The organism is Vreelandella halophytica, assembly GCF_968193635.1.
The window spans coordinates 3,468,386-3,489,353 of sequence record NZ_OZ309107.1 but is presented as its reverse complement, the minus strand read 5'-3'; the positions used below and the strand labels follow the sequence as shown (position 1 = coordinate 3,489,353).

Genomic DNA, 20,968 nt, shown 5'->3' with positions numbered 1-20,968 from the left:
TAGCGGCGTTCAGCGCCGCCCGTGCAACGAGAAACTCCTATGCAAATAACGACCACACACGGCCAGCTAAGTGTGACGCTGGGCGGCGAAGCCCTTCTTGTTCACCGACCCGAAGCGCCGGCTTTCTTTATTGGCCGCGGCAAAGAGCGCATGGAGATGTACCGGGGTAATTTCGAGATCGAGGATTATCTGGAAAGCCGCGAAGCGCTGACGCATTTAACGGCCGTTGAAGAGGCGGGCGGGGTCCAGCTGGCGCTGCGTCGTTATCGCGAGGACGAGGTACAGCTGACGCTGCGTTTGGTCGAACTGGAAGACGGGGTTCGTCTGGAGTCGCTTGCCGCGTCAGACGGTGTTAACCGCTTCTGGCTGCGCCTGGCGGCGCAAGATGAAGAGCGGGTATGGGGCTGCGGCGAGCAGATGTCCTACTTCGATTTGAGAGGGCGTCATTTTCCGCTCTGGACGTCCGAGCCCGGGGTGGGTCGGGACAAGTCGACCTACGTGACGTGGCAGTCGGATGTGGTCAATCGGGCGGGCGGTGACTATTACCACACCAACTATCCCCAGCCGACCTTCGTTTCCTCGCGGCATTACTTCTGTGACTTGGAAACGACCGATTACGCGGATTTCGATTTCAGAAATGATGCGTTCCACGAGCTACAGGTATGGGGCGTTCCATCGACCATTTTGCTGCGCAGCGCCCCGACCTTTCTCGAGCTGGTCGAGCGTATCGGCGCGCATTTTGGTCGCCAGCCCCAACTGCCCGAATGGGTGTATAACGGGGTCATTTTGGGGCTCAAGCGCGGCCAGGAACACGCCGAAGCCAAACTGGCCGAAGCGCTCGCCACGAATATGTCGGTATCCGCCTTGTGGTGCGAAGACTGGGCGGGCGTGCGCGAAACGAGTTTCGGCACGAGGCTTTTCTGGGATTGGCGCTGGCAGGCCGAGCGCTACCCAAGCCTCGACACGATGATCGAAGAGTTGCGCCAACAGGACGTGCAGTTTCTTGGCTATGTGAACCCTTATCTATGCGTGGATGGGCACTTCTTCCCCGAAGCGCAGGCCCAGGGCTACCTGGCGACGGATGGGCAGGGCCAGACGGCGGTGGTCGATTTTGGTGAGTTCGATTGCGGCGTCGTGGACTTTACCAATCCGTCGGCATGTACGTGGTTTAAAGACGTCATCATCAAGCAGCAGATGCTGGATCTGGGCGTGCGCGGCTGGATGGCGGACTTTGGTGAGTACCTGCCTATCGATGTCACCTTGAGTAATGGCGTGTGTGCCAAGCAGGAGCATAACCGCTGGCCGGTGCGCTGGGCGCAGGTGAACGCAGAAGCCATTGCCGAAGCCGGTCTGACGGATGAGACCACCTTCTTCATGCGGGCGGGCTACAGCGGTGTGCAGGCACATTGCCCGCTGCTCTGGGCCGGCGATCAGTCGGTGGATTTCACACGTCATGATGGACTGGCGACAGTCATCTGCGCCGCCCTTTCCTCGGGCTTGATGGGCAACGCCTTCCACCATAGCGATATTGGCGGCTATACCAGCCTGTTTGGTAACACCCGCGACGGCGAGCTGTTCATGCGCTGGACCGATATGGCCGCCTTTACCCCGGTCATGCGTACCCACGAATCCAACCGACCGACCGAGAACCTTCAGTGGTTCGACGACCAGGAAGTGGCCGCACACCTGGCCCGCATGAGCCGCATTTACGCGCGCTTATCGCCGTATCTCAAGTCACTGGTCGTCGAGGGCAGCGAGAAGAGCGTGCCGGTACAGCGCCCGCTGTTTTTGCACTTCGAAGCGGACGAGGCGTGCTACGCCATTCAGGATCAGTATCTGTATGGGCCGGATGTGCTCGTCGCGCCGGTTCACGAGGCGGGGAGAAGCGACTGGTCCGCCTACCTACCCCAGGGCGTCGAGTGGGTACACCTTTGGAGTGGGCAGCGCCATGCCGGCGGCCAGCGCGTCACGGTAGACGCGCCCTATGGGCAGCCCCCGGTGTTCTACCGCGGCGATAGTGCCTGGACATCGCTATTTGAAGACGTGGCTGGCCAAAAGTGATGAGCGTCTCGGCCACCTTGCTGCTACTGGGCTGGGTGGCGTTGGCCACCTATGCCCAAACGATCACCGGGTTCGCGTTCGGGCTGATACTGATGGCGGGCGTGGTACTTTCCGGGCTCGCGCCGGTGTCGATGGTGGCCATACTGATCAGTATTTTGAGTCTGTTCAACTGTGCGCTGGCGCTTTATCGCAACATGAGCAATGTGGACTGGCAGATCGTCGTTTTATGCTCGCTGAGCGGTTTCGTTACGCTCGTGTTTGGTGTCTGGGCGCTGGCGTTTTTAAGCGGGAGCTACGTACACTGGCTGCAGCTGATTTTGGGGCTGGCGATCATTTTGAGTAGCCTGATGCTGGTGCTTAATCCGTTGCCCCAAAATGCCCGGTCCGGGCGGCTATCGTTTCTGTTCTTTGGAGGCTTGTCGGGCTTTATGGGCGGCATGTTCTCCACCTCGGGTCCGCCGCTGGTGTTTCACTTCTACCGCCAGCCGCTGACGCTGGCAGTGATCCGCGACTGTTTGCTGCTGATCTTTGCGATCAACTCGCTACAGCGCCTGATCATCGTCGGGGTGAGCGGCCAGCTAACCCTGAATATCCTGGTATTGGCGGCGACGGCTATACCGGTGGTGATGCTATTTACCTGGCTTGGGCGGCGTTACCCGCCACCGCTTGGTGAGCGCAGCTTACGCCGGGTGGCCTTTTTACTGCTGTTCGCCTCGGGTGTGAGCTTATGTGCCTCTTCGCTGCTTGCGGCTTGAAGCATGGCCCTGCCTCGTTATTCGACCCGATAGAACTAGCGCTGACGAAGGCTGCTGGCCCTGGGGAGTAATTCGAACCCAAGATCCAGGCTACGCTCCTGCAAATGGCCCTGGAGGCGTTGAAGAACGCACTGGGCCACCACGTTGCCGATCTCCTCTCGCGGCGGGCGGATAGTCGATAAAGGCGGGAGCGTGCAGTTACTGAAGTCCATGTCACCGAAGCCGATCATGGCAATATCGTCAGGAATCCGGATTCCCCGCCGCTGGGCTTCACCTATCGCACCCAGGGCCAGCATATCGTTACCGAAAATGATGCCATCCGTATCGGGGTGGCTCGCGAGCAGGTCGATGAACGCCTGGTTGGCGGCTTCCGCCATGCGCCCCGGCCCGCAGTCGATAACGCGTGTGTGAGACCTTCCCAGGAGGTCCACCAGGGCCGCTTCGCTACCGGCGCAGCGCTGCTTCGCGCGTTCGTCGACGCTCAAGCGGGTGCCGATAAACGCGATCTTTTGACACCCGGATTCGATCAGGTGACGTGCCTGAGCACGGCCGACATCGTGATGCGAAAAGCCGACCAGGGTATCCAACGGGTTCGAGCCCAGTTCCCACATCTCGATGACGGGAACGTCCGAATTGCTCAGCATCCGCCGGGTTTCCCGGCTGTGGTTCAAGCCCGTCAGTACCATGGCGCTGGGCGACCAGGACAGAAACGTTCTGACCACCGCCTCTTCTTCGGCCTCCGCGTAGTCGCTATGGCCCAGCAGCAGTTGATACCCTTGTGCCCCCAGGGCTTTCTGCATGGTATTGACCGTCGAGGCAAAGATGGCATTCACCATGGAGGGAACCACTACGCCAATGACCCGTGTTCGCGCGGCGGCAAGGGCGCCTGCCATCAAATTGGGCACGTAGCCCAGCGTATCGATCGCCGCTTGTATGCGCTTGCCCAACTGTCCGGAAACCTCATCGGGTTTACGCAGATAAAGCGATACTGTGCTGGCCGACACATCAGCAAACTTGGCGACGTCGTTCATTGTGACGCGCTGGGTCGAACGACGCTGGCGAGATTTATTATTCATACCCTGGCTCTCTAGCAAACACGATGTCGAGGGCTTGGTACCCTACACGCTTTAAAGCATGTTTAATTATATCATAAGCGTGATTTTCGTAGCGCTAGGAGCGACGAGCAGACACTAAAAACCCATGGAGCGCGCTCCATGGGCAAAGACGAACATCAAGACAGTCAACACGATGTGAGCGGTGTTGCCGGCACCTTAAAAGAAGGTTTCAGCCTGTACACCAAAGCTCCATTGGCCGCCCGTAAAGTTATCATTACCAAAGGGGTCTTCAGTGTCATAGCCGTTAAGGTCGCTGTCCCAATCGGTGTAGGATGCAAACGCACGAAGCTCGGGCCTTTGCCAAAAGCCGCCTACATCCAGCTTGAACGTGGGGGCGATGGTGAACTTGGCAAAATTCCCGCTGACCGCATTGCGGTTTTGATACCCTTCGGGGCTTAGATCCATGTATTGATAGCTCGCCTCGTACTGCATTTCGAAATTTTGCGTCAGCTCGTTGGCAAGGCGTGCGTTCGCCGTAACCCAGCGATAGCTATCGCCTTGCGAAAACCGATCCTCGCTCGTTTCGGCCAGCAGCGCCGGCGCAATACGCCAGTTAGGTGAAAGGTACGTGGTGCCGTAGACCGCCAGGCGGGCCGTTTTAGCATCGTCGATCAAATCCCCGTTGGACCCCAGGCGTTTGACCTCGGCGCCGAGCCCCTGGCCGTAAAGTAGCGCCGCCTTGAAGTTACCTTCGGAAAGCCCAAAGAAGGTATCTCCATGGTAAGCCACCATACCGTGGGCGCCGTTATCGGCGGCGGTATCGCGGCTTTCCGTCAGGCGGTCGTCGTTATCAGCAGCAGACATTGCGTTGACCATCATCTGCCAGTTACCCACGTAGTTATTGGACGTCAAAATAAGGCTGTCCGTGCTGCCTCTACCCGGGTCGCGCGGGTCACCCACTGGGAAGTCGCTGAAGCTTCGGCCATAGAGCGAGACATTGGTACGCCAGTTATCGGTGGGCTTTACATCGTATATCCCGGCGCCGGTGCCGGCCAAAAACACCACGTCGCTGTCCAGCCAGTGGATATCGAAGGTGTCGCGATCGATACGCTTACCCGCCCAGATAGCGGCATCTTCGAATGCCCCGGTAAAGCTTGGAAGCTGGTCCAGCTCGACGTACACCTGGCGCACGTTGAGTTCCGACTCGTTGGCCGTCCAGTCATTGCTGGTGGTCACCGAGTCGGCAATCGCTACGCGGAAAAGCGACCTGGCGCCGCTATCGAGCTGCTTGCGTAAATTGAACATCAGGTTGACGTAGGTATCCGGCTCGTTTCCCAAGCGGCCAACCGCGCCGCCCAGGGGCCCCGCAGGTGTCACATAGGGGCCGCCGGAAATGCTTTTGCCATCCTCGCCAATGAGTAGCCCCGAGCGGGCATAGCCATTGAGGGAAAGACCCTCATCGTTGGAGGCGCGCCTTTCCAGCACATCAAGACGCTGAGAAACCGATGTGGTATTGGGTTCCAGAGACTGAGCATCATCGATTTCCTGGGGCTGATTGTTGCGGGCTTCCGCCGCTTCCAGACGTGCCTCGAGATCGGCCAAGCGTGCTTCTATATCAGCGTCGTTTGCATGAGCGAATGTACTGGCGCCGGCAAGCGCAATGGCGGCCGTTAAGGGAGCGAGTGCCAAAAGCTTCATTTTAAGGATCCTTTGCTTAACAAGCTGTTGTTGTTATCCAGAGTCATTTCGTAGCGCTAAGATATAAAGATTAAAAAAATACTGCGCTGACGCAGTACGTCATCGTAGCGCTACGAAATTTATTTTGTACTAGACGATAGTATCGACCCTGTTGAAAACCTTTTTCTGGAAGAGGGGCCGTCCTGCTTCATATTCACTACTCAAAAGTAACCATTCATAAGCGCTTTCGTACGCCTTTGGGCATCGCTCTTGGCATCGCCGGTAAGTTTCTTTCTTTAAACTTCATTTCTCGAACTCCCGGGTCTAACAAAAATTTGCTATCGTCCCTGGTGCTTTAGCTTTGTCTGAATTATCGCGGCGTGTGAGCGATGTCATTCGGCTTGGATGTGTGTGTATTTTCAACTTTTAAGAAAGGGAGTATCTATGTGGGATTTCCGGCTTGGCCAGGCGATTGGTCTCATGCTCAAGACGTTACCTTTTATTATCTTCCGGTTAGCCGTGTATTTCGGGGTGGCGTTGGCTTACCTGTTGATGACTGGTATCGGCGCCGGTATTGGGTGGGGCGTTGGCGGTTTGGGTGACGCGGGCTTTCAGGAGTCAACCACGTTCTGGGGAGGTGCTATCGGGTTTGGTATCGTGGGTGGCGTCATGTACTTCTTGCGAGAGTATCTCCTGTACATGGTCAAGGCAGGGCATATCGCCGTCCTGGTCGAGCTACTGGAAGAACAAACGCTACCCCAGGGGCGGGGGCAAATCGAACACGCCAGTCAAGTCGTCAAGGAGCGGTTCGGTCAAGCCAACGTGTTATTTTTGGTCGATCAACTGATTAAAGGTGTGCTCAAGTCGTTTATCGGCCTGGTGAAAACCGTCTTCGGCCTTCTTCCCATTCCAGGGGCTCAGCAGTTTTTGAATATTCTGCAGGCGTTTTTGCGTATCGCGGTTGGGTTTATCGATGAAGTGATTTTGGCGTACTGCCTGCGCACACGCTCAACGAATGCGTGGGCGGGCTCCCGGGACGGCCTGATTCTTTATGGGCAGAATCTTAAACCGATGATGCAGAATGCCGCTTGGCTGACGGTCATTATGTATCTGCTGTCCTTCGTGGTGTTTCTCGTCATGTTGGCGCCGGCTGCTTTGGTGGCGTATCTCATTCCAGGCGGGTGGTCAGCCACGGGCATCTTGATTGCACTATTGTTTGCCTGGAGCGTGAAAGTCGCCGTGCTCGAGCCGCTGGCCGTTACCTGCATGATGCAGGTCTATTTCAAGGTGATCGAGGGGCAAACGCCGGACCCGGAATGGGAGGCCAAAATCGAGGGTATGTCCGGCAAGTTTCGCCGGCTGAAAGAAAAAGCCACGGACGCTTCAAAGGGCAGTGATACGCCCGCTAGCAGCCACGTCAACTCGTAGGACGCGTTTGCCTCCGTTGCTTGGCAGGGGGCTGAGAATATGAGGATGTCAGCTCGTTTCTAAGCGAACTACGCTTGGCGCTTTAGAATGTCACGATTAATAAAGCGCCAAGGTATGAAAACGCCATCAAAGGCGTTTGGCCGCCCCCAACACATACAAAAACTCAAGCCCCAGGGTGGCGGCGGCCAGGGAGGTGATCTCGCCGTGATCGTAGGCGGGGTTGACCTCCACCACGTCCATGCCGACCAGCTCCATACCGACCAGGCCCCGAATGACCTTCAGCAGTAAATCGGTCGACATGCCGCCGCAGACCGGGGTGCCGGTGCCCGGGGCAAAGGCCGGGTCCAGGCCGTCGATATCCAGGCTTATGTAGGCCGGGTGGTGGCCCACGCGGGCGCGGATTTTTTCGAGTACCGCTTTCGGCCCATGGTCGTTCACCCAGTCGGCGTCCAATACTTCGTATGGGTGGTTCTGGCGATCGAAACTGGTGCGAATGCCGATCTGTAGCGAGTGTTCGGGCACGACCAGCCCTTCTTTCAAGGCGTGGTGAAAAATGGTGCCATGATCAAAGCGCGTGCCCTGCTCGTAGGTGTCGGTGTGGGCATCAAAATGGATCAGCGCCATGGGGCCGTGTTCGCGGGCGTGGGCGCGTAGAAGCGGCAGGGTAATGTAGTGGTCGCCGCCGAGGGTCAACATCTTTTTGCCCGCCCCTAGCCAGCGCCCGGCGTGGCTTTCCAGGTTGTCCACCAGGCTTTCGGGCTCGCCGTAGGCGTAGTCCAGGTTCCCCGCATCGCACACCTTTAGGCGCTCCTCGAGCGCGAAATCCCAGGGCCAGCGCTTGCCTTCCCAAATCAGGTTGGCCGTGGCCTGGCGAATGGCGTTAGGCCCCATGCGCGTACCCGCTCGGCCGGAACAGGCCAAATCGAAGGGCACGCCGCTCACCACCACCTCGGCATCGCTCGTTTTAGGGTCGAGGGCCTTGGGCACGTTCATAAAGGTGGAAATCACGTCGCCGTAAAGGCTTGGCATGGTGGGTGAGGCAAGAGGGGAGAGCTGAGTCACCGGCAGATGTCTCCAAAAGGAGGAGGAGGGAAAGGCCGGACCATAAAAGGTTTTAGGTAATGAATAAAATGAATGTTTAGAATTAATCCATTCACTTCATTGATGATGGTGATTCATGCGCTTGCCTCGCACCTTCGATCTCAACCTGCTTCGGGTGTTCGTCACCTTGATGCAGGAGCGCCACGTGACCCGGGCCGCGCTTAAGCTCCACCTGAGCCAGCCCGCGATCAGCCACGCGCTCCGGCGCCTGCGAGAAGGACTGAACGACCCGCTTTTCGTGCGTACGGACCAGGGGATGCTGCCCACGCCTCGGGCCGAGGCGTTGCTGCCGGTGGTGCGCCAAGCGCTCGCCTTGCTGCAGGAGGGCCTCGCGCCGCCGGCCGCTTTCGACCCGGCGACCAGCACACGCCACTTTACGCTGGCCACGACGGATTATTTCGAAGAGCTCATGTACCCGCCATTTTTAAGCGGGCTGCTCAGCGGCGCCCCCCATATAAGCTTTGCCATCGAGCTCATAACGCCCCAGGTGCTGGGCGAGGGATTGAAAAGCCACGAGGTGGATATGGTGGTCGGGCTGGATAGCCAAGTCGAGCTGCCCTTTGGTGTAGTGGCAACGCCGTGGCTTGCGGAGCAGTGGGTATGCCTGGCCGCGACGAACAACGCCCAGGTAGGGGCGTCGCTCAGCTTGGCCGAGTTCGCCAAGCTACCCCACGTGGAGCTTGCCGACATCAGCGGGCTGGGGCCGAGCTCTATCGACGGTTGCCTGAGCGCGCACGGTTTGACGCGGCGGGTGGTCTCCCGAAATCTTAACTATATCGCCGCCGCGCGGGTGGTGGCGCTAACCGGGGCGGTGATGACGCTTCCTCGGCGTATGGCCGAGCGGTTCACCGCGCTGTTGCCGGTACGCCTGGTCGACGCCCCGGGTGAGCTTGGCGCGCTCACACTCACGCTGATTCAGCACGAGCTTTACGCCCACGAGCCCGCCACCGTCTGGCTCTTCGATGAGCTGCGCGGGTTTGTCGCATCCACCGAGACGTAAGGCTGGCCCCGATATTGCTCGTTCAAAGCAGTGTTATGTCGGGCGTCCGCGAGGGGATATACGCTTTGGACGATAGATGCGGTAGGCTCGTGGAAGACCTTTGATAGCCACTTTTTATAACCACTTCTTATAGCTACTTTTTATAACAACTGTTTTACAAGATCGGGAGGCGTTATGGCGTTGAGTATTGTCGTGATTGGCGCAGGCATGGGCGGGTTGAGCGCAGCGCTTGCGTTCAAGCGCCAGGGGCACCGTGTGCAGGTGTTCGAACGGGTCGAGGTCATGCGCCCGGTCGGGGCGGCCATTTCGCTTTGGCCCAACGGCGTCAAAGTGATGCACCAGTTGGGCCTGGGCACCACGGTAGAGCAGATCAGCGGTGACATGACGCGCATGCGCTACTTGAGCCATGAGGGCCACCTGCTCAGCGACTTCTCGCTGACGCCGCTTTATGACGCGGTCCATCAGCGCGCCTGCCCGATTTCCCGCGCCGCGCTTCAGCAAATGCTGTTCGATGCGGTCGGGGCGGAACATATCGCGCTGGGGCGTAGCTGCGTGGATTACGAAGCCGATGATGACGGCGTGACCGCCGTGCTGGAAGACGGCGAGCGCGTCGAGGCCGACCTGTTGGTGGTGGCCGACGGCACGCACTCACGCCTTCGCAACAAGATCGTCGGTCAGCGTGTCGAGCGCCAGTACGTGGGCTACGTGAACTGGAACGTGCGCGTGGCCGCCCACCCCGACCTGGCCCCGCTGGAAAGCTGGGATCAGTACGTCGGCGAGGGCAAGCGCGTCTCGCTCATGCCCATGGGCACCGGAGGAAATGACGAAGGCCAGCAGGAGTTCTATTGCTTCTTCGATGTGCCGCTAAAAGCGGGTACGCCCGCCGATTCCGAACACTACCGCGATGAGCTGAAAGCGCACTTTGCCGGCTGGAGCCCGGCGGTTCAGAGGCTGATCGATCAGTTCGACCCGGCGCGTATGGCGCGGGTGGAGATCCACGATATCGAGCCGTTAAGCACGCTCATCGATACCCGTGTGGCGCTCCTGGGCGACGCCGCCCACGGCATGGCGCCGGATCTGGGCCAGGGCGGCTGTCAGGCGATGGAAGACGCTTGGGTGCTGGCCGAGGCGGTCAATAAAGCGCTAGCGGAAAATGGTGAGAGGGCACAGGCGTTAGCGCAAGCGCTGGCGCAGTACGATCATGCCCGGGTAGAGCGCGTGGGCGAGATCGTTGCGCGGGCGCGCAAACGCGCCGACATGATTCACGGCGAAAACCCCGCCGAAACCCAGGCCTGGTACGAGGCGTTAAAACACGAGGATGGCCAGGGCGTGCGTGAGGGTATCCAAAAGACGGTGGTAGGCGGCCCGTTGAGCTAGGCCGCCGGTGGTGGAGGCTTACAAAAACTGCACGACGATATAGCCCAGGGATAACAGCGTCAGCGTGGCAATCGCCAGCCAGCTCCAGGCGTTGATCAGCTTCGAGGGGCGAAGCGCTGGGGGGACGGTCGCGCCGTTGGCGGTGAAGTGGTTCAGCGCGGCAAGTATCGGGCTCAGCAAAAAGGCCACGACCATGACAAAGTCCATGAACAGCCGGAAGTTGCCCATCAACGTGTAGAGAATCACCGCCGCCAGCAGCGAAAGCCCGGCCAGCGATACCAGAAACGCCGGGCTGCCTTCGATGGTGCGCGTCTCTTCGATGGCCCCGGCAGGCCGGGTAAAGGTGTACCAGGAGGCACTGATCATGCGCGGAAAACCGTCGAGCACGGTCAAAAGCGTGGTGAGCATGACGGTAAAGGCGGAAATGCCCACGACCACGCCGCTCCACTCGCCCAGGGTGCTGGTGTAAAGGCTAATCACTTGGGTGGCAAAGCCGACCGCGCCGTCCGCCGGGTTGATGGCTTGGCTGTGCATGACCCCCGCGCCCATGATCACGAAACACGCGGCCAGCACGCCCGCGCCGATGTAGCCAATGTTGAAGTCGATTTTTTCGGCGGCGGTCTCGCTGCGCGTGCCCTGTTTTTTGTTGCGCGCCTCGGACCAGAGCGAGTTCATGATGGCCAGTGTGATGTCGGAGGGCATCAGGCCCAGCACGGCGACCAGGGTGACGAAAGTGGCCACGCTCCAAAGCGGCGATGCCGCGGTGGCCGGGTAGAACGTCCATTCCACCAGCGGCAGGGCGGCGGCAGCGGCCAGCACCGTAGTCACGCTCAAAATCACCACGAATACCTTGTTGACCCAGTCCAGTAGCTTGTAACCTCCGGCAAAGGTGAGCACGCCGCAAAGCGCAATCAAAACCACCGCGACGGTAGGCGGGCTCAGCGTCAGGGGCACGATGCTGCCCGCAAGACCTGCGGTAGTGATCGCAATGGCGGCGATGATGATGGCGGTGACTGGAATCTGCACCAGCGCGAAAATGCCGACCACAGAGCGACCAAAGGTTTGGCGGTATCCTTCGACCAGGGATTGCCCGGTGACGCTGACATAAAACGGGCCAAAGAAGAACGAAGGATACTTCAAGAGCACCGCAAGTAGAATGAAGCCCAAAAGCCCAATACCGTACTCGGCACCGGCTCTTGTAGATTGCACCACGTGGGAGGTGCCAATCGCCGCGCCCGCAAACAGAAAGCCGGGACCCAGCGCCGCCAGGTATTTTTTGGCATGGGACGGTCGATGCGGTGCATCGTCACTCAAGGAAGTGGAGTGTTGAGAGGGCATGAAATGCTCCTTATGAGCCAGATAACCAGTCAGGCGGTGTTATTGTTTTGCCCGTGCTGCGCGTGGCGCTATGGTAGCTTAGCTTGACTGCGCTTTCATGCCACATTCGAATATAGACGCAGATATTGTTAAATATAAGTAACGCTTGATTGACTCTAAACCCCCCATCTTATGAGTAGGCCCGCCCATGCTTAGTGCGATTGTTTACGCTTTGATCTTTATCGGCGTCACCGCCACGCTTTATCAGCTCTATGCGGTCAACTACGCCATCAATTTCGATAATCACAAGAAGCTTTCGATGAAGGACCGGGCGCGCCTTGAATCACTCAAGGCGGCGGCCGAGCGCGACCGGGAAAGCGGTGGCCAGGAGTTCGGCCAGGCGGTAGAAACGGCGTTGGGAGCGGAGTTCGATAAGACGTTGGCCCGGGAGGCGTTCGAGCGCGAAGACGATGAAGCCGCCATGGCGCTACTGCGTCGTCGCTCACAGCTGCGTTTTGGCCCCCGTTTGACCGCGCGTCTTCCGCTTGTGGGCCGCATGGCGTTGCCCCGGCGCGATTGGCGGCCGCTTTTTATCGGCCTGGTCATACTCAATAGCCTCATTGCCCAGTTTTTGGGCGGCATGAGTATCTACACGCTGCTTTATCCCGTCATCACTCCCTCGCTTGGTTGGCTGAACGAGCCGGTCATTCTGATGGTGCTGATTTTTCTGCTCATACCGCTGAATTACCTGATCGGGCAGCTGGATTTCTACCTGAACGACCTTTACCAGCTAGGGCGCCTGGAGCAGAAGAAGGCCTCCTCCACCGCCTATGCGTGAAGCGATGCCGGTTAAGCGCTACTCCCGGCACCGGGGCCTTTCACCCACCGGCGCTAAACGCGTAAAGTAGCCGGCTTGCTAAATCGATAAAGGCCGTGGTGATGGTTCGAAAAATTTTCCCCGAGCAACGCCTGCTGGCGGCGCGCAAGCTGCACCCGAAGTTTACTCCGCTGGTGTTCGCTTTTTACATGTCGTCCATCATGGCTTTTTTGATGACGCTGGTGATTACCGCCGTTAACAGCGGTTGGGAACCGGGGTTCATGGGCCAGGTATGGCAGGCGTACCGGGTGGCGATGCCGGCCGCCTTCTTGTGCATTTTAGTGGTGCGCCCGCTCGTCGCCCGGCTGGTTCAGTGGACCGTACGGTCCTGGTGATCTTAACGTAGCGCTTCGACTTCCTCGCCGGTCAGCTGGCGCCAGGAGCGGCGCCCGAGCGGCACTTCGTTGAAATCGACCGTGATCAACCCGCTGCCATCCGGCGAAGCGGCTGAATCCCCTGGGTTGCCGATAAAAAGCGTTTCGCGCCTGGTCTCTGAATTTTTGACCCCCACTAGGCGCTCGCCGCTGCCTACCTGTAGGCCTACGATGGCATTGCCGTTGATCGTGGCGTTGCTATCGACCTGCCCATCGCGGTTGAGGTCGAAAATGGTGGACCCGCCGCTGCCGCCGGTATCGGCCAAAAGCGATAGAAAATAACCCACACGTCGGCCGCCACAAGGGTCCGTATTATCCGGCAGCAGGGTCGAAAACCGCACCCGCCTGGGAAGGCCGCTCGAGAGGGACGGCGAGGCGGTGACGCGCTCGCCTATGGGCAGCTCCATTCGCCACCCCGGCTGGTTGCCGGTCAGCGCAAGGTTGGTGGTAGCGCGTGCGATTACCCCGTTTTGGGCGGCGGTGGCGGTAATGCGTTGGGTCAGAAGCTGGCCGGCCGTCACCGGGCTCGTGCGATCGACCTGATCGCGAATACCGATCAACTGCTGAACGCCCCGGTCGCTTATATCCTGATTTCTAAAGTAGCTACCGGTGCCGAAGAGCACCATGAGCCCGTCCTGCGCGTTGCTACTCAAGGTAACCGCAGGGGCCGAGGTGATCGGCTGGGCGCGGGAGCCTGAGTAGAGTTTCGTGATCGTACCGCGGCCTCTTAGTGAAAAGCGCCACATGTTGCCTGCCAGGTCACCGGCGTAGGCGAAGTGAGCACCGCTGTTAAATTCTGGCCACGCCGTAATGGTCGGCGTGGCCAGCCCGTTCGGGGCCTCGAGCGTACCTTCGCCGGTTTTCAGGTGGGCGATCAGTTGACCGGTCGCCAGATTGACCACGAAGAGCGAGGCCTGGTAGCCGGTGCTGTTGTAACCGTTACCAAAGATGGCCGCCCAGGTACCATCGCTTAGCTGGGTAATCGTGGGTTCGCTCACACCGCTTCCCAGCTCCGGATGACGAAACTCCCACAGCACACTTTGCGCGCCCATTTGGGTCGGCTGGGTCACATCCAGCGCAAACACCGTGCGCCCGCCCGACCCCATGGTACCCACGACCACGGCGCGGGGGGTGCCATTGACCGTTATTTCGCGCGCCGCCGGGGTGCCGTCCATGAAGTAGCGGTGGCTGTAGGTTGCCCGGGTCAGTTCACGAAGCGGGGGTGAGCTCCCCTGGGTGAGCTCCGAGGGCAGATAGGCAAAGAGCTCGCGCCCGGTATCCGCGTTGAAGCCATGCAGCATGCCATCGTTGGCGGCCACCAATAGGAGTGGTACGCGCGTGTCGCTTTTGGGGAGCACGACCGGATTGGCATTGATGATGTCGCCCAGAAGCGACTGGCGCGCGCGTAGCGGCGGGCGGTTGAGTCCCTGAAACCAGTCGATCTCTGCCTGGGTGAACCCGCTGGTGGTCGTGCCCAGCACCGCCCCGGTACGCCGTGCGTCTGGTTGTGGGCGATAGGAGGTCAAAAGACGGCGGCTCCCGGCCTGACCGGCCAGCTGAGTTTCACCGTTCCAGCGGGGCGTCAGTGCACCGTTGGGTCCGATCGCGGCGGCGGTCAACCGGCCCGACCAGTCGTCACTTCGAAAACCCGCGCTGTAAAGCAGGTTATTGCTCTCCAAATCAAAGGAGTCGTTACTCACCGCCGAGGACGTATTGGATTGCGAGGCGGTGATGATGTTGCCGAGCACCTGCTGCATTACCTGGTTAAGGGAGGCTTCGTCGTTGGCGAAGTAGGCGCGTTCGGTGCCGCCCGCCCGGGCCAGTTCGCCCAGCGGGTCCTGGGGCACGCCGGGCAGGTTGTTGATGTCCGGCGGCAGGTTGAATCCCACGACGTAGGTTCTGACCGGTTTTGGCAGTGCTCGGGCGGTATCGTCATAAAGGCGTCTAATGGCGTTTTGGGCTTCTCCCAGTGCCTGGCCCACGTTGTTGCCCAGCGAGCGCCCGAAACGGTCGACCGAGGGCAAGCCATCGGTGAGCCAGATATTGGCATTGACCAGACACTGCTGGGCGCTGGGGTTGTTGATGTTCGGGATGCGCATTCCGGCGCGAGCCCCCTGGTTGCTGGTAAAGGAACTGCCCGCGCTAGTATTGTTCAGAAAGTAGTCTCGCGCGGTGTACATGGTGCCTTCGATGGGGGTAAGCCCGGTCGCGAGCAACGGCCAGGCGGGATCGACCATCGGGTTGCCACTGCCGTTCCAGTCGTGGCGCTGCGGCTGCAGTTTGGTGAGAATCGATGTCCAGTGAGCGTTGTCGATCGAGCCATCGGGAAGCGATCCGCCGATAGGTACATGAAGATAGCCAAGCCCTGGGGAGGAGGCGGTACGCCACTCTAATTGGTTCAGTGCGATAGAGGCAGTATGCGCCCCCCAATTGGGAATGCCGCGCTGGCGCAGGCTGTCTACCAGTGGAAGGTTGTACGTGCCTATGATGGGTGTACGGCCCAGAAAACCTGTATAGCCCGCGATGACGGGGTCGTCGTACCACACCCGATTGGGTTCGATAACCGACCAGCCGGTATTATTGCCCGCAAGCCCTCTATAGCGTTCGACACGTTGATCGGCGGTGGCCGTGGGATTTTGGATGTTGCGCCAGTACTCGGTAACATCGTGGGTGGGCACACCCGTGGTATAGGACTCGTCGAAGGTGTAGCCCGGCACGCCTACGTTAAAAAAGGTATAGAAATTACTGTTTGGCAGCTTTGAGCGAAAGCGCTTGGTGGAAGCATTCCAGGCGCCGGTAAAGTTGGGTGCGTACCAGCTGGGGTTGGCCGTTGTCGAATAACGAGCGTCGAGTGCGCGTTCGGTTAGCCGCCACACCACGGTACGGCCGTTAAAGGCATCGTCTCGAGTTCGAGAGGCCGGGTTTTGCTGATACGCCATCAGCCCCAGGTTGATCTCGCCCCGGTAACGGTCGATCAACTCGCGCCCTACGCGCTTCATGATGCTCGATTTGCTCAGCGGTGAACGCGCTCCCGCCGGGCAGTCCGAGGCTCTGAAGCTGTTCAACTGGCAGGCAGCGAGGTTTTCCCGGTCGCTTGGCGCCGTGCCGATTGCTACCCGGCCATCCAGGCCCTCCTGGCCGCTTTCCGAGTTATCCAAAATCAACAGGATATTAGGATCGACGTGGCTTACCGCATTGAGCGGCGCGTTGGCCAGGCCCGTTCTATCGGCCGGTATTGCATACTCTTCATTGATGACGCCGCCGCCGCCACTGACGGGCGGTTCCGTGGTGGTGGGCGGCTGAGAGGGAGTGCCTGTCGTGGGGGGAGAGGTGGTGGGAGGCGGCTCGGTAGTGGGCGGTGGGCTGGTCCCCAGCGCCATGACAGGGCTTACCCCAAAGCTTGCCGCCAGGGTCATCAGCAGGGTGGCGGTCAGCCGCGCGTAGCTCGGTTTGTTCATGGTTTTACTGCCGCCCCCTGTTCATGTGCAAAAAATACTTCAAGCATAACGGCCGTATCCTGCGACTTACCAAACCCTACGGAACTGATATTAAAAAGAAATTCAATCATTTCCAGGCCTGCGCCGGTGTGGTGCGAGCCAAGCTCGGCGACCAGCTCGATACAGTAATAAGAATCGAGGATTTGTCCTGCCCCTTCTTTCCCATGAAAAGACCAGTTTTTTAAATTTTTTAATACTTCCCTGGTGGGTTCTAACTGCCCACGGCAATCACGATTACGAAAGTCTTGTATTGAAGGGTTTTCTTTTAATTGTTGCTCAGCCTCATAGAGAGCGGCTTCGGCAGCTTGTAGCGCTGCATTGTAATCCTGCTGGTTAAGCGCCATGCGTCCCTGGGTTATCGAGCCTTGCATCGACGAAAGGCTCACCAGCGTCACGATGGCCAGAAAAATCAGGCTGAGTACCAGCGCCATACCGCGCTGAGCCGTTGGATGACCGTACTCGCGGTTCATGGTCGACTCCCCGGGTTCCTTAGCGCGATGGTCGTGGTGAACGCCTGATAAAGGCGCCCGTCATCGGCGTTAAACGGGTTCGAGCGAAAGTTGCCAGTGGCAATCGTGGTGGGCGCCTGGCGCAGGCCGGTACGCTCGCTTTGTACGATCAGGCTGATACGTACGGCGCGAACTTCTTTCCACTGATCAGCGCTTAACGCCTCGGGGGGCAAATACTCGTCACCGATCAAAAAGAGGGCGCGAAAGGCCGGGATGTGGCTCGCGAGTACTTCGTTCCCTCTATCGCCGCTGGTATCAACGCGTCTAAGCGAAGGGGCGTTCGCGTTGTCGTCATCGGTGCCCAGATAGTAAGTGGCACTATCCAGTACCCATGCAAAGGTTCTGCTTTCCGGGTAGTCGCTAGCGCTAAGGTTTGGTGGGAGTTCACCCTGAAAAAGGGCACATTTGAATGGGCCCTGTAATAAGACTAGCTGCTTTGGTGGTGTGAACCTGTCGACTCGTACCGGGGTCGGTTGGGGGAAATCCGGCGATAGCCCGCCACGAAAAGCAATACTGTGGGTATTGGGTAAGGCATTCTCGAGGGAGCCGGGAGGTCGGCTGTATCCCTGTATCGCCGGGGCAGGCGTCACCGACGTATGTACCGGGGTTTGGTTCCCCGCACAGCCCCCCTTGAAATCGACCTGACGAAGCTCCCGGGAGAGCGTTTCCAGCGCGAACCGCCCGGTATCCTGCATATTGGCCAGCGCCGTGGTGATTTGGTAGCTGCGCTGGGAGGCGACAAAGAGCTGCGTGGCGCCCAGCACCACCATGACGCCGATCACCATCGCCACCAAAAGCTCGACCAGGGTAAAGCCTGCCTGGGGCGGCGAAGCGCTGGTCGAGAGAAAAAGGCGGCGATCGCGCATCTTAAAGCTCCGAAACCAGTTGGATGCGGCGCCGCTCGCCGGGGGAGGACGGCTCTTCAAAGCTCACTGTTACGCTTATCTCTGGCGGGGTCACCACGACCTCGCCCAGGCCTTGGGGCAGTACGTCGGCCAGGTCACGCACCCAGCCTTGGGTGTCGCTGGCCACCAGGCCGCTGCCGCTCGAGGGCTGCCCCGGGGTCAGCGCGTAGGCCCTCGCATCCTCTTTATTGGCACGAATACGATCCAGCATGTCCTGGGCCATGTTGGTGGCCTGGGTTTCCAGATAGGCGCTTCGCTGCTGCGAGAGCGCCTGGGTTTGGAGCGCGACCACGCCAAGTAGCCCAATCGACATGATGAGCATGGCAATCAGCGCTTCTAAAAGCGAGACCCCGCGCTGCGCGTTTTTCATGGACCCCCGGTGGCGCGTTGTTCACCGCAGCCCTGTACCCGCGAGAGGCCGCTGCGCTCCAGGCGAATACAGCGCGCCTGGCTGCCCAGCTGAAGGGAAAGGGGCTCGGTGATCGGGTGGGTAAAGCGCCCAAGGCTATTAAAACGGATGGAAGACGGGGCGCCCGCGACGTTCAGGTTTTCAAGCGACTGCGGCCAGCGGCGCAGTGGGTTGCCACCCGGGTCGACGACTTCCCAGCCGGCCGCCCAGCCGCCCGTTAGCGGGGTCAGCGATACGCTTCGGTTACGCCGCACCGCTTCGCTTCGCGCGAAATTTAGCGCGGTCTTGAACTCGTTGGTGGCACCCACCACACGGTTTGTCTCGATCAGCCGAGCGAAGTTGGGAAACGCCACCGCCGCGAGCAAGGCCAACACGGCCAGCGCGACCAAAAGCTCTAAAAGCGTAAAACCAGTCATAAGGCGGTATCTTTTAAGGGCCACGGCGAACTCTTTAAAGACCTGCAAGACGCTACCCGGCAAGTCATTCATTATCGTGAGTCGTTGCCCTTCATTAATATGAGTCGACAACGGCTTGTCTGGTCATAAAGTATCAGAATTGCTTGAAGAGGTAGGCGTGAAATACCCGGCTTAAATGCACGTAATTAAGCCAATGCCGGGCACCGGGAAGGCGCTTTGGCCGCTCTCTGCGCGTAAGGCAGAGCGCCTGGCGTAATGTCCTGGTGTTTTGACGGTGTTTTTAACGCAAACTTGTGTAAAGCATCACGCTTTCTTGACAGGAGAATTGGCAAGGGCAAAGTATGCTGAAATGCTTCGTCTGCCTGTCAGTGGCGTTTCAAGGCGGGCAACAGGTCGATATCGCCAATACAACAAGAGGTACATCATGGCGCGCGAAAAATGGATATGGGCCGTTTGGGCAGTGGTCGTACTGTGCTGTCTGGTGCCTTATACCGTGTTGACTCACGTAGCGGCCTGGTACGGCAGCTTTCTGTTCTGGAGCGGGGCCGGGCTTTTGGTGATCGTGCTGAATATTTTCATCACTCAAGGATTCAAGGAGTACGACGGTGACTGAGTCGATGATATGGGTCGCCATCGTGCTTTATCTTGTCGTATCGGTCGTGATCGCGTTTTTATCCCGCCAGGGGCGGGTAGACAGCATGTCCGGGTATTTTCTGGGCAATCGGCAGATGAACGGGTTCGTGTCCGCGCTTAGCTATAGTGCCACGACCTACAGCGCCTTCATGATGGTGGGGCTGGCCGGGCTTACCTACGCGGGGGGCGTCGGGGCGCTGGGCTTTGAGATCATCTATTTTGCCGGCGTGTCGTTGGTGGCGATTTTCGGGCCGCGCTTTTGGGCGGTGGGCCGCGCGTTCGGTTTCGTCACGCCCAGCGAGATGTTGGGCTTTCGTTATCACAGCAAGTACGTGGCGCTCTCGATGTCGGTGGCCAGCTGTATTTTTTTGATCCCCTATTCGGCGGTGCAGCTGGCCGGCGTGGGTTACCTTTTGGAGGGCATGTCCGGCGGGGCGGTGAGCTTCACCACCGGAGTGGTACTGGCCACGGCGATCGCGGTGTTCTTCTCCTACATCGCCGGCATTCGCTCGGTCATGTGGACCGACTCGCTGCAGGCGCTGGTGATGATCGTCGCCTCGACGCTGGTGGCGCTGTTGGTCATTCGAGGGCTAGGGGGCTTTAGTGGGCTTTTCGCAACGCTTTCGAGCGAGCACCCCGAGGTGCTCACCGTACCGGGGCCGGGGCTTTTTAGCCTGACCACCTTTTTGGGGTTAAGCATCCCCTGGTTTTTCTTTAGCCTCTCCAACCCCCAGGTAAGCCAACGCCTTTTTATGCCGGCCTCGCTCACTGCCATGCGCCAGATGCTGATTGGCTTCATGGTGTTCGGTTTGATCTACACCCTGGTATCGGTGCTATGGGGGTTCTCCGCGCTGGTGGCTTTTCCCGGCCTCGAACGCGCTGACCTTGCCACGCCGACCCTGCTCGGCTCCGGTCTCGTGCCGCCACTGCTGGGCGTGATCGTGATGGTCGGTATTCTGGCCGCTGCGGTCTCCACGATCGATTCCATCATGCTGACGCTTGCCTCGATGCTTTCCCGCGACGTTTATACCCACGCTCGGCCCGGCGCGGGCGAGAAGCGCCAACTGCTGGTCGGCAAGCTGGTCGTGCCGGTGATCGCGCTGCTGGCGCTGGGCTTTGCCGAACTCCAGCTGGATTTGATTGCGGTGCTTTCCGTGGCCGCTTCCTCCGGGCTGGTGGCCATGGTGCCAGCCATCGTGGGGGCTTTTTATTGGAAACGTGGTACGGCATTCGGGGCACTGGCCAGTATCCTGGGGACCAGTATGTTCGTACTCGCAATGTACGCGACCGGAAACTCGCTACTGGGCTTACCGGCAGGTATCTGGGGGATTTTTGTCGCAACGCTGCTGTTTGTGGGGGGGAGTTTGTTGACGACGCCTCACGCTGCGTCACGCGCAGCGTTTTTAGACGCGGTCAACGATGTGCTCATAAAAAAACGGCGATAAGGCCTTCTCGACCTACCTTGCGCGTGGTGTCGAATAACGACTTGATGGTGGTCAGCAGAGCACCTCAACACTTGGCTTTCGCCGGTGGGCCGACCTTTTAACGCCGATGATAAAAAACCCGCGATCCAGGAT

The 20,968-nt window shown here is 59.3% G+C and carries 18 protein-coding genes; 9 read left to right on the top strand and 9 right to left on the bottom strand.

Going from position 1 to position 20,968, the window contains the following annotated elements; all coding sequences use genetic code 11:
* Positions 1-21: 21 nt before the first annotated feature.
* Both ACWHXT_RS16195 and ACWHXT_RS16190 read left to right on the top strand, forming a co-directional pair.
* Positions 22-2,061 carry an alpha-glucosidase gene (locus ACWHXT_RS16195; protein ID WP_447956581.1) on the top strand — a complete coding sequence of 680 codons (2,040 nt, stop codon included), beginning with the start codon at positions 22-24 and terminating at the stop codon, positions 2,059-2,061.
* Positions 2,061-2,816: a TSUP family transporter gene (locus ACWHXT_RS16190; protein WP_447956580.1), complete on the top strand. Its 756-nt coding sequence runs from the start codon at positions 2,061-2,063 to the stop codon at positions 2,814-2,816. The genes ACWHXT_RS16195 and ACWHXT_RS16190 overlap by 1 nt, the downstream gene beginning before the upstream one ends.
* Positions 2,817-2,851: 35 nt before the next feature.
* On the opposite strand, the gene ACWHXT_RS16185 is transcribed toward ACWHXT_RS16190, so the two are convergent.
* Both ACWHXT_RS16185 and ACWHXT_RS16180 read right to left on the bottom strand, forming a co-directional pair.
* Positions 2,852-3,892 (bottom strand): LacI family DNA-binding transcriptional regulator, encoded by a 1,041-nt coding sequence (locus ACWHXT_RS16185; RefSeq protein WP_447530154.1) that lies wholly within the window; start codon positions 3,890-3,892, stop codon positions 2,852-2,854.
* A gap of 195 nt (positions 3,893-4,087) precedes the next feature.
* On the bottom strand, positions 4,088-5,569 hold the full coding sequence (locus ACWHXT_RS16180) for a carbohydrate porin (RefSeq protein ID WP_447956579.1): 1,482 nt from the start codon (positions 5,567-5,569) through the stop codon (positions 4,088-4,090).
* Between the two features lie 390 nt (positions 5,570-5,959).
* Between ACWHXT_RS16180 and ACWHXT_RS16175 the strand changes: the two genes are divergently transcribed.
* Positions 5,960-6,976, top strand: coding sequence for a hypothetical protein (locus ACWHXT_RS16175; protein WP_447956578.1), 1,017 nt, complete (start codon positions 5,960-5,962; stop codon positions 6,974-6,976).
* A gap of 126 nt (positions 6,977-7,102) precedes the next feature.
* Here ACWHXT_RS16175 and speB read toward each other — a convergent pair whose 3' ends face one another.
* On the bottom strand, positions 7,103-8,005 hold the full coding sequence (gene speB / locus ACWHXT_RS16170) for an agmatinase (protein ID WP_447958058.1): 903 nt from the start codon (positions 8,003-8,005) through the stop codon (positions 7,103-7,105).
* 148 nt (positions 8,006-8,153) lie between these two features.
* Here speB and ACWHXT_RS16165 point away from each other — a divergent pair, with 148 nt between their 5' ends.
* Positions 8,154-9,077: a LysR family transcriptional regulator gene (locus ACWHXT_RS16165; RefSeq protein WP_447956577.1), complete on the top strand. Its 924-nt coding sequence runs from the start codon at positions 8,154-8,156 to the stop codon at positions 9,075-9,077.
* 174 nt (positions 9,078-9,251) lie between these two features.
* Positions 9,252-10,454: an FAD-dependent urate hydroxylase HpxO gene (gene hpxO / locus ACWHXT_RS16160; RefSeq protein ID WP_447956576.1), complete on the top strand. Its 1,203-nt coding sequence runs from the start codon at positions 9,252-9,254 to the stop codon at positions 10,452-10,454.
* An 18-nt stretch (positions 10,455-10,472) separates the two neighbouring features.
* Here the strand turns inward: hpxO and ACWHXT_RS16155 are convergent, their stop codons facing one another.
* The gene (locus ACWHXT_RS16155; protein ID WP_447956575.1) at positions 10,473-11,792 is read right to left on the bottom strand and encodes an NRAMP family divalent metal transporter; all 1,320 of its coding nucleotides are present in this window, start codon (positions 11,790-11,792) and stop codon (positions 10,473-10,475) included.
* A 187-nt stretch (positions 11,793-11,979) separates the two neighbouring features.
* On the opposite strand from ACWHXT_RS16155, the gene ACWHXT_RS16150 reads away from it, so the two are divergent.
* Positions 11,980-12,609 carry a hypothetical protein gene (locus tag ACWHXT_RS16150; protein ID WP_447956574.1) on the top strand — a complete coding sequence of 210 codons (630 nt, stop codon included), beginning with the start codon at positions 11,980-11,982 and terminating at the stop codon, positions 12,607-12,609.
* A 101-nt stretch (positions 12,610-12,710) separates the two neighbouring features.
* Entirely contained in the window at positions 12,711-12,983 is a 273-nt protein-coding gene (locus ACWHXT_RS16145; protein ID WP_447530147.1) for a DUF2798 domain-containing protein, read from the top strand.
* Between the two features lie 2 nt (positions 12,984-12,985).
* On the opposite strand, the gene ACWHXT_RS16140 is transcribed toward ACWHXT_RS16145, so the two are convergent.
* Genes ACWHXT_RS16140 through ACWHXT_RS16120 form a run of 5 tightly spaced genes read right to left on the bottom strand, consistent with a single transcriptional unit; the run spans position 12,986 to position 18,758 of the window.
* On the bottom strand, positions 12,986-16,480 hold the full coding sequence (locus ACWHXT_RS16140; RefSeq protein WP_447956573.1) for a pilus assembly protein: 3,495 nt from the start codon (positions 16,478-16,480) through the stop codon (positions 12,986-12,988).
* Complete coding sequence (locus tag ACWHXT_RS16135; RefSeq protein WP_447956572.1) at positions 16,477-16,989, bottom strand: pilus assembly PilX family protein; 513 nt, start codon at positions 16,987-16,989, stop codon at positions 16,477-16,479. The genes ACWHXT_RS16140 and ACWHXT_RS16135 overlap by 4 nt, the downstream gene beginning before the upstream one ends.
* Positions 16,986-17,894 carry a PilW family protein gene (locus ACWHXT_RS16130; protein ID WP_447956571.1) on the bottom strand — a complete coding sequence of 303 codons (909 nt, stop codon included), beginning with the start codon at positions 17,892-17,894 and terminating at the stop codon, positions 16,986-16,988. Before ACWHXT_RS16130 ends, ACWHXT_RS16135 begins: the two co-directional genes overlap by 4 nt.
* Before the next feature lies 1 nt (position 17,895).
* Complete coding sequence (gene pilV / locus ACWHXT_RS16125; protein WP_447894508.1) at positions 17,896-18,303, bottom strand: type IV pilus modification protein PilV; 408 nt, start codon at positions 18,301-18,303, stop codon at positions 17,896-17,898.
* Positions 18,300-18,758: a GspH/FimT family pseudopilin gene (locus tag ACWHXT_RS16120; RefSeq protein ID WP_447956570.1), complete on the bottom strand. Its 459-nt coding sequence runs from the start codon at positions 18,756-18,758 to the stop codon at positions 18,300-18,302. The genes pilV and ACWHXT_RS16120 overlap by 4 nt, the downstream gene beginning before the upstream one ends.
* A 424-nt stretch (positions 18,759-19,182) precedes the next feature.
* Here ACWHXT_RS16120 and ACWHXT_RS16115 point away from each other — a divergent pair, with 424 nt between their 5' ends.
* Entirely contained in the window at positions 19,183-19,371 is a 189-nt protein-coding gene (locus ACWHXT_RS16115) for a hypothetical protein (RefSeq protein ID WP_447894506.1), read from the top strand.
* Positions 19,364-20,836 (top strand): sodium:solute symporter family protein, encoded by a 1,473-nt coding sequence (locus ACWHXT_RS16110; protein ID WP_447956569.1) that lies wholly within the window; start codon positions 19,364-19,366, stop codon positions 20,834-20,836. The genes ACWHXT_RS16115 and ACWHXT_RS16110 overlap by 8 nt, the downstream gene beginning before the upstream one ends.
* The last annotated feature ends 132 nt before the right edge of the window (positions 20,837-20,968 follow it).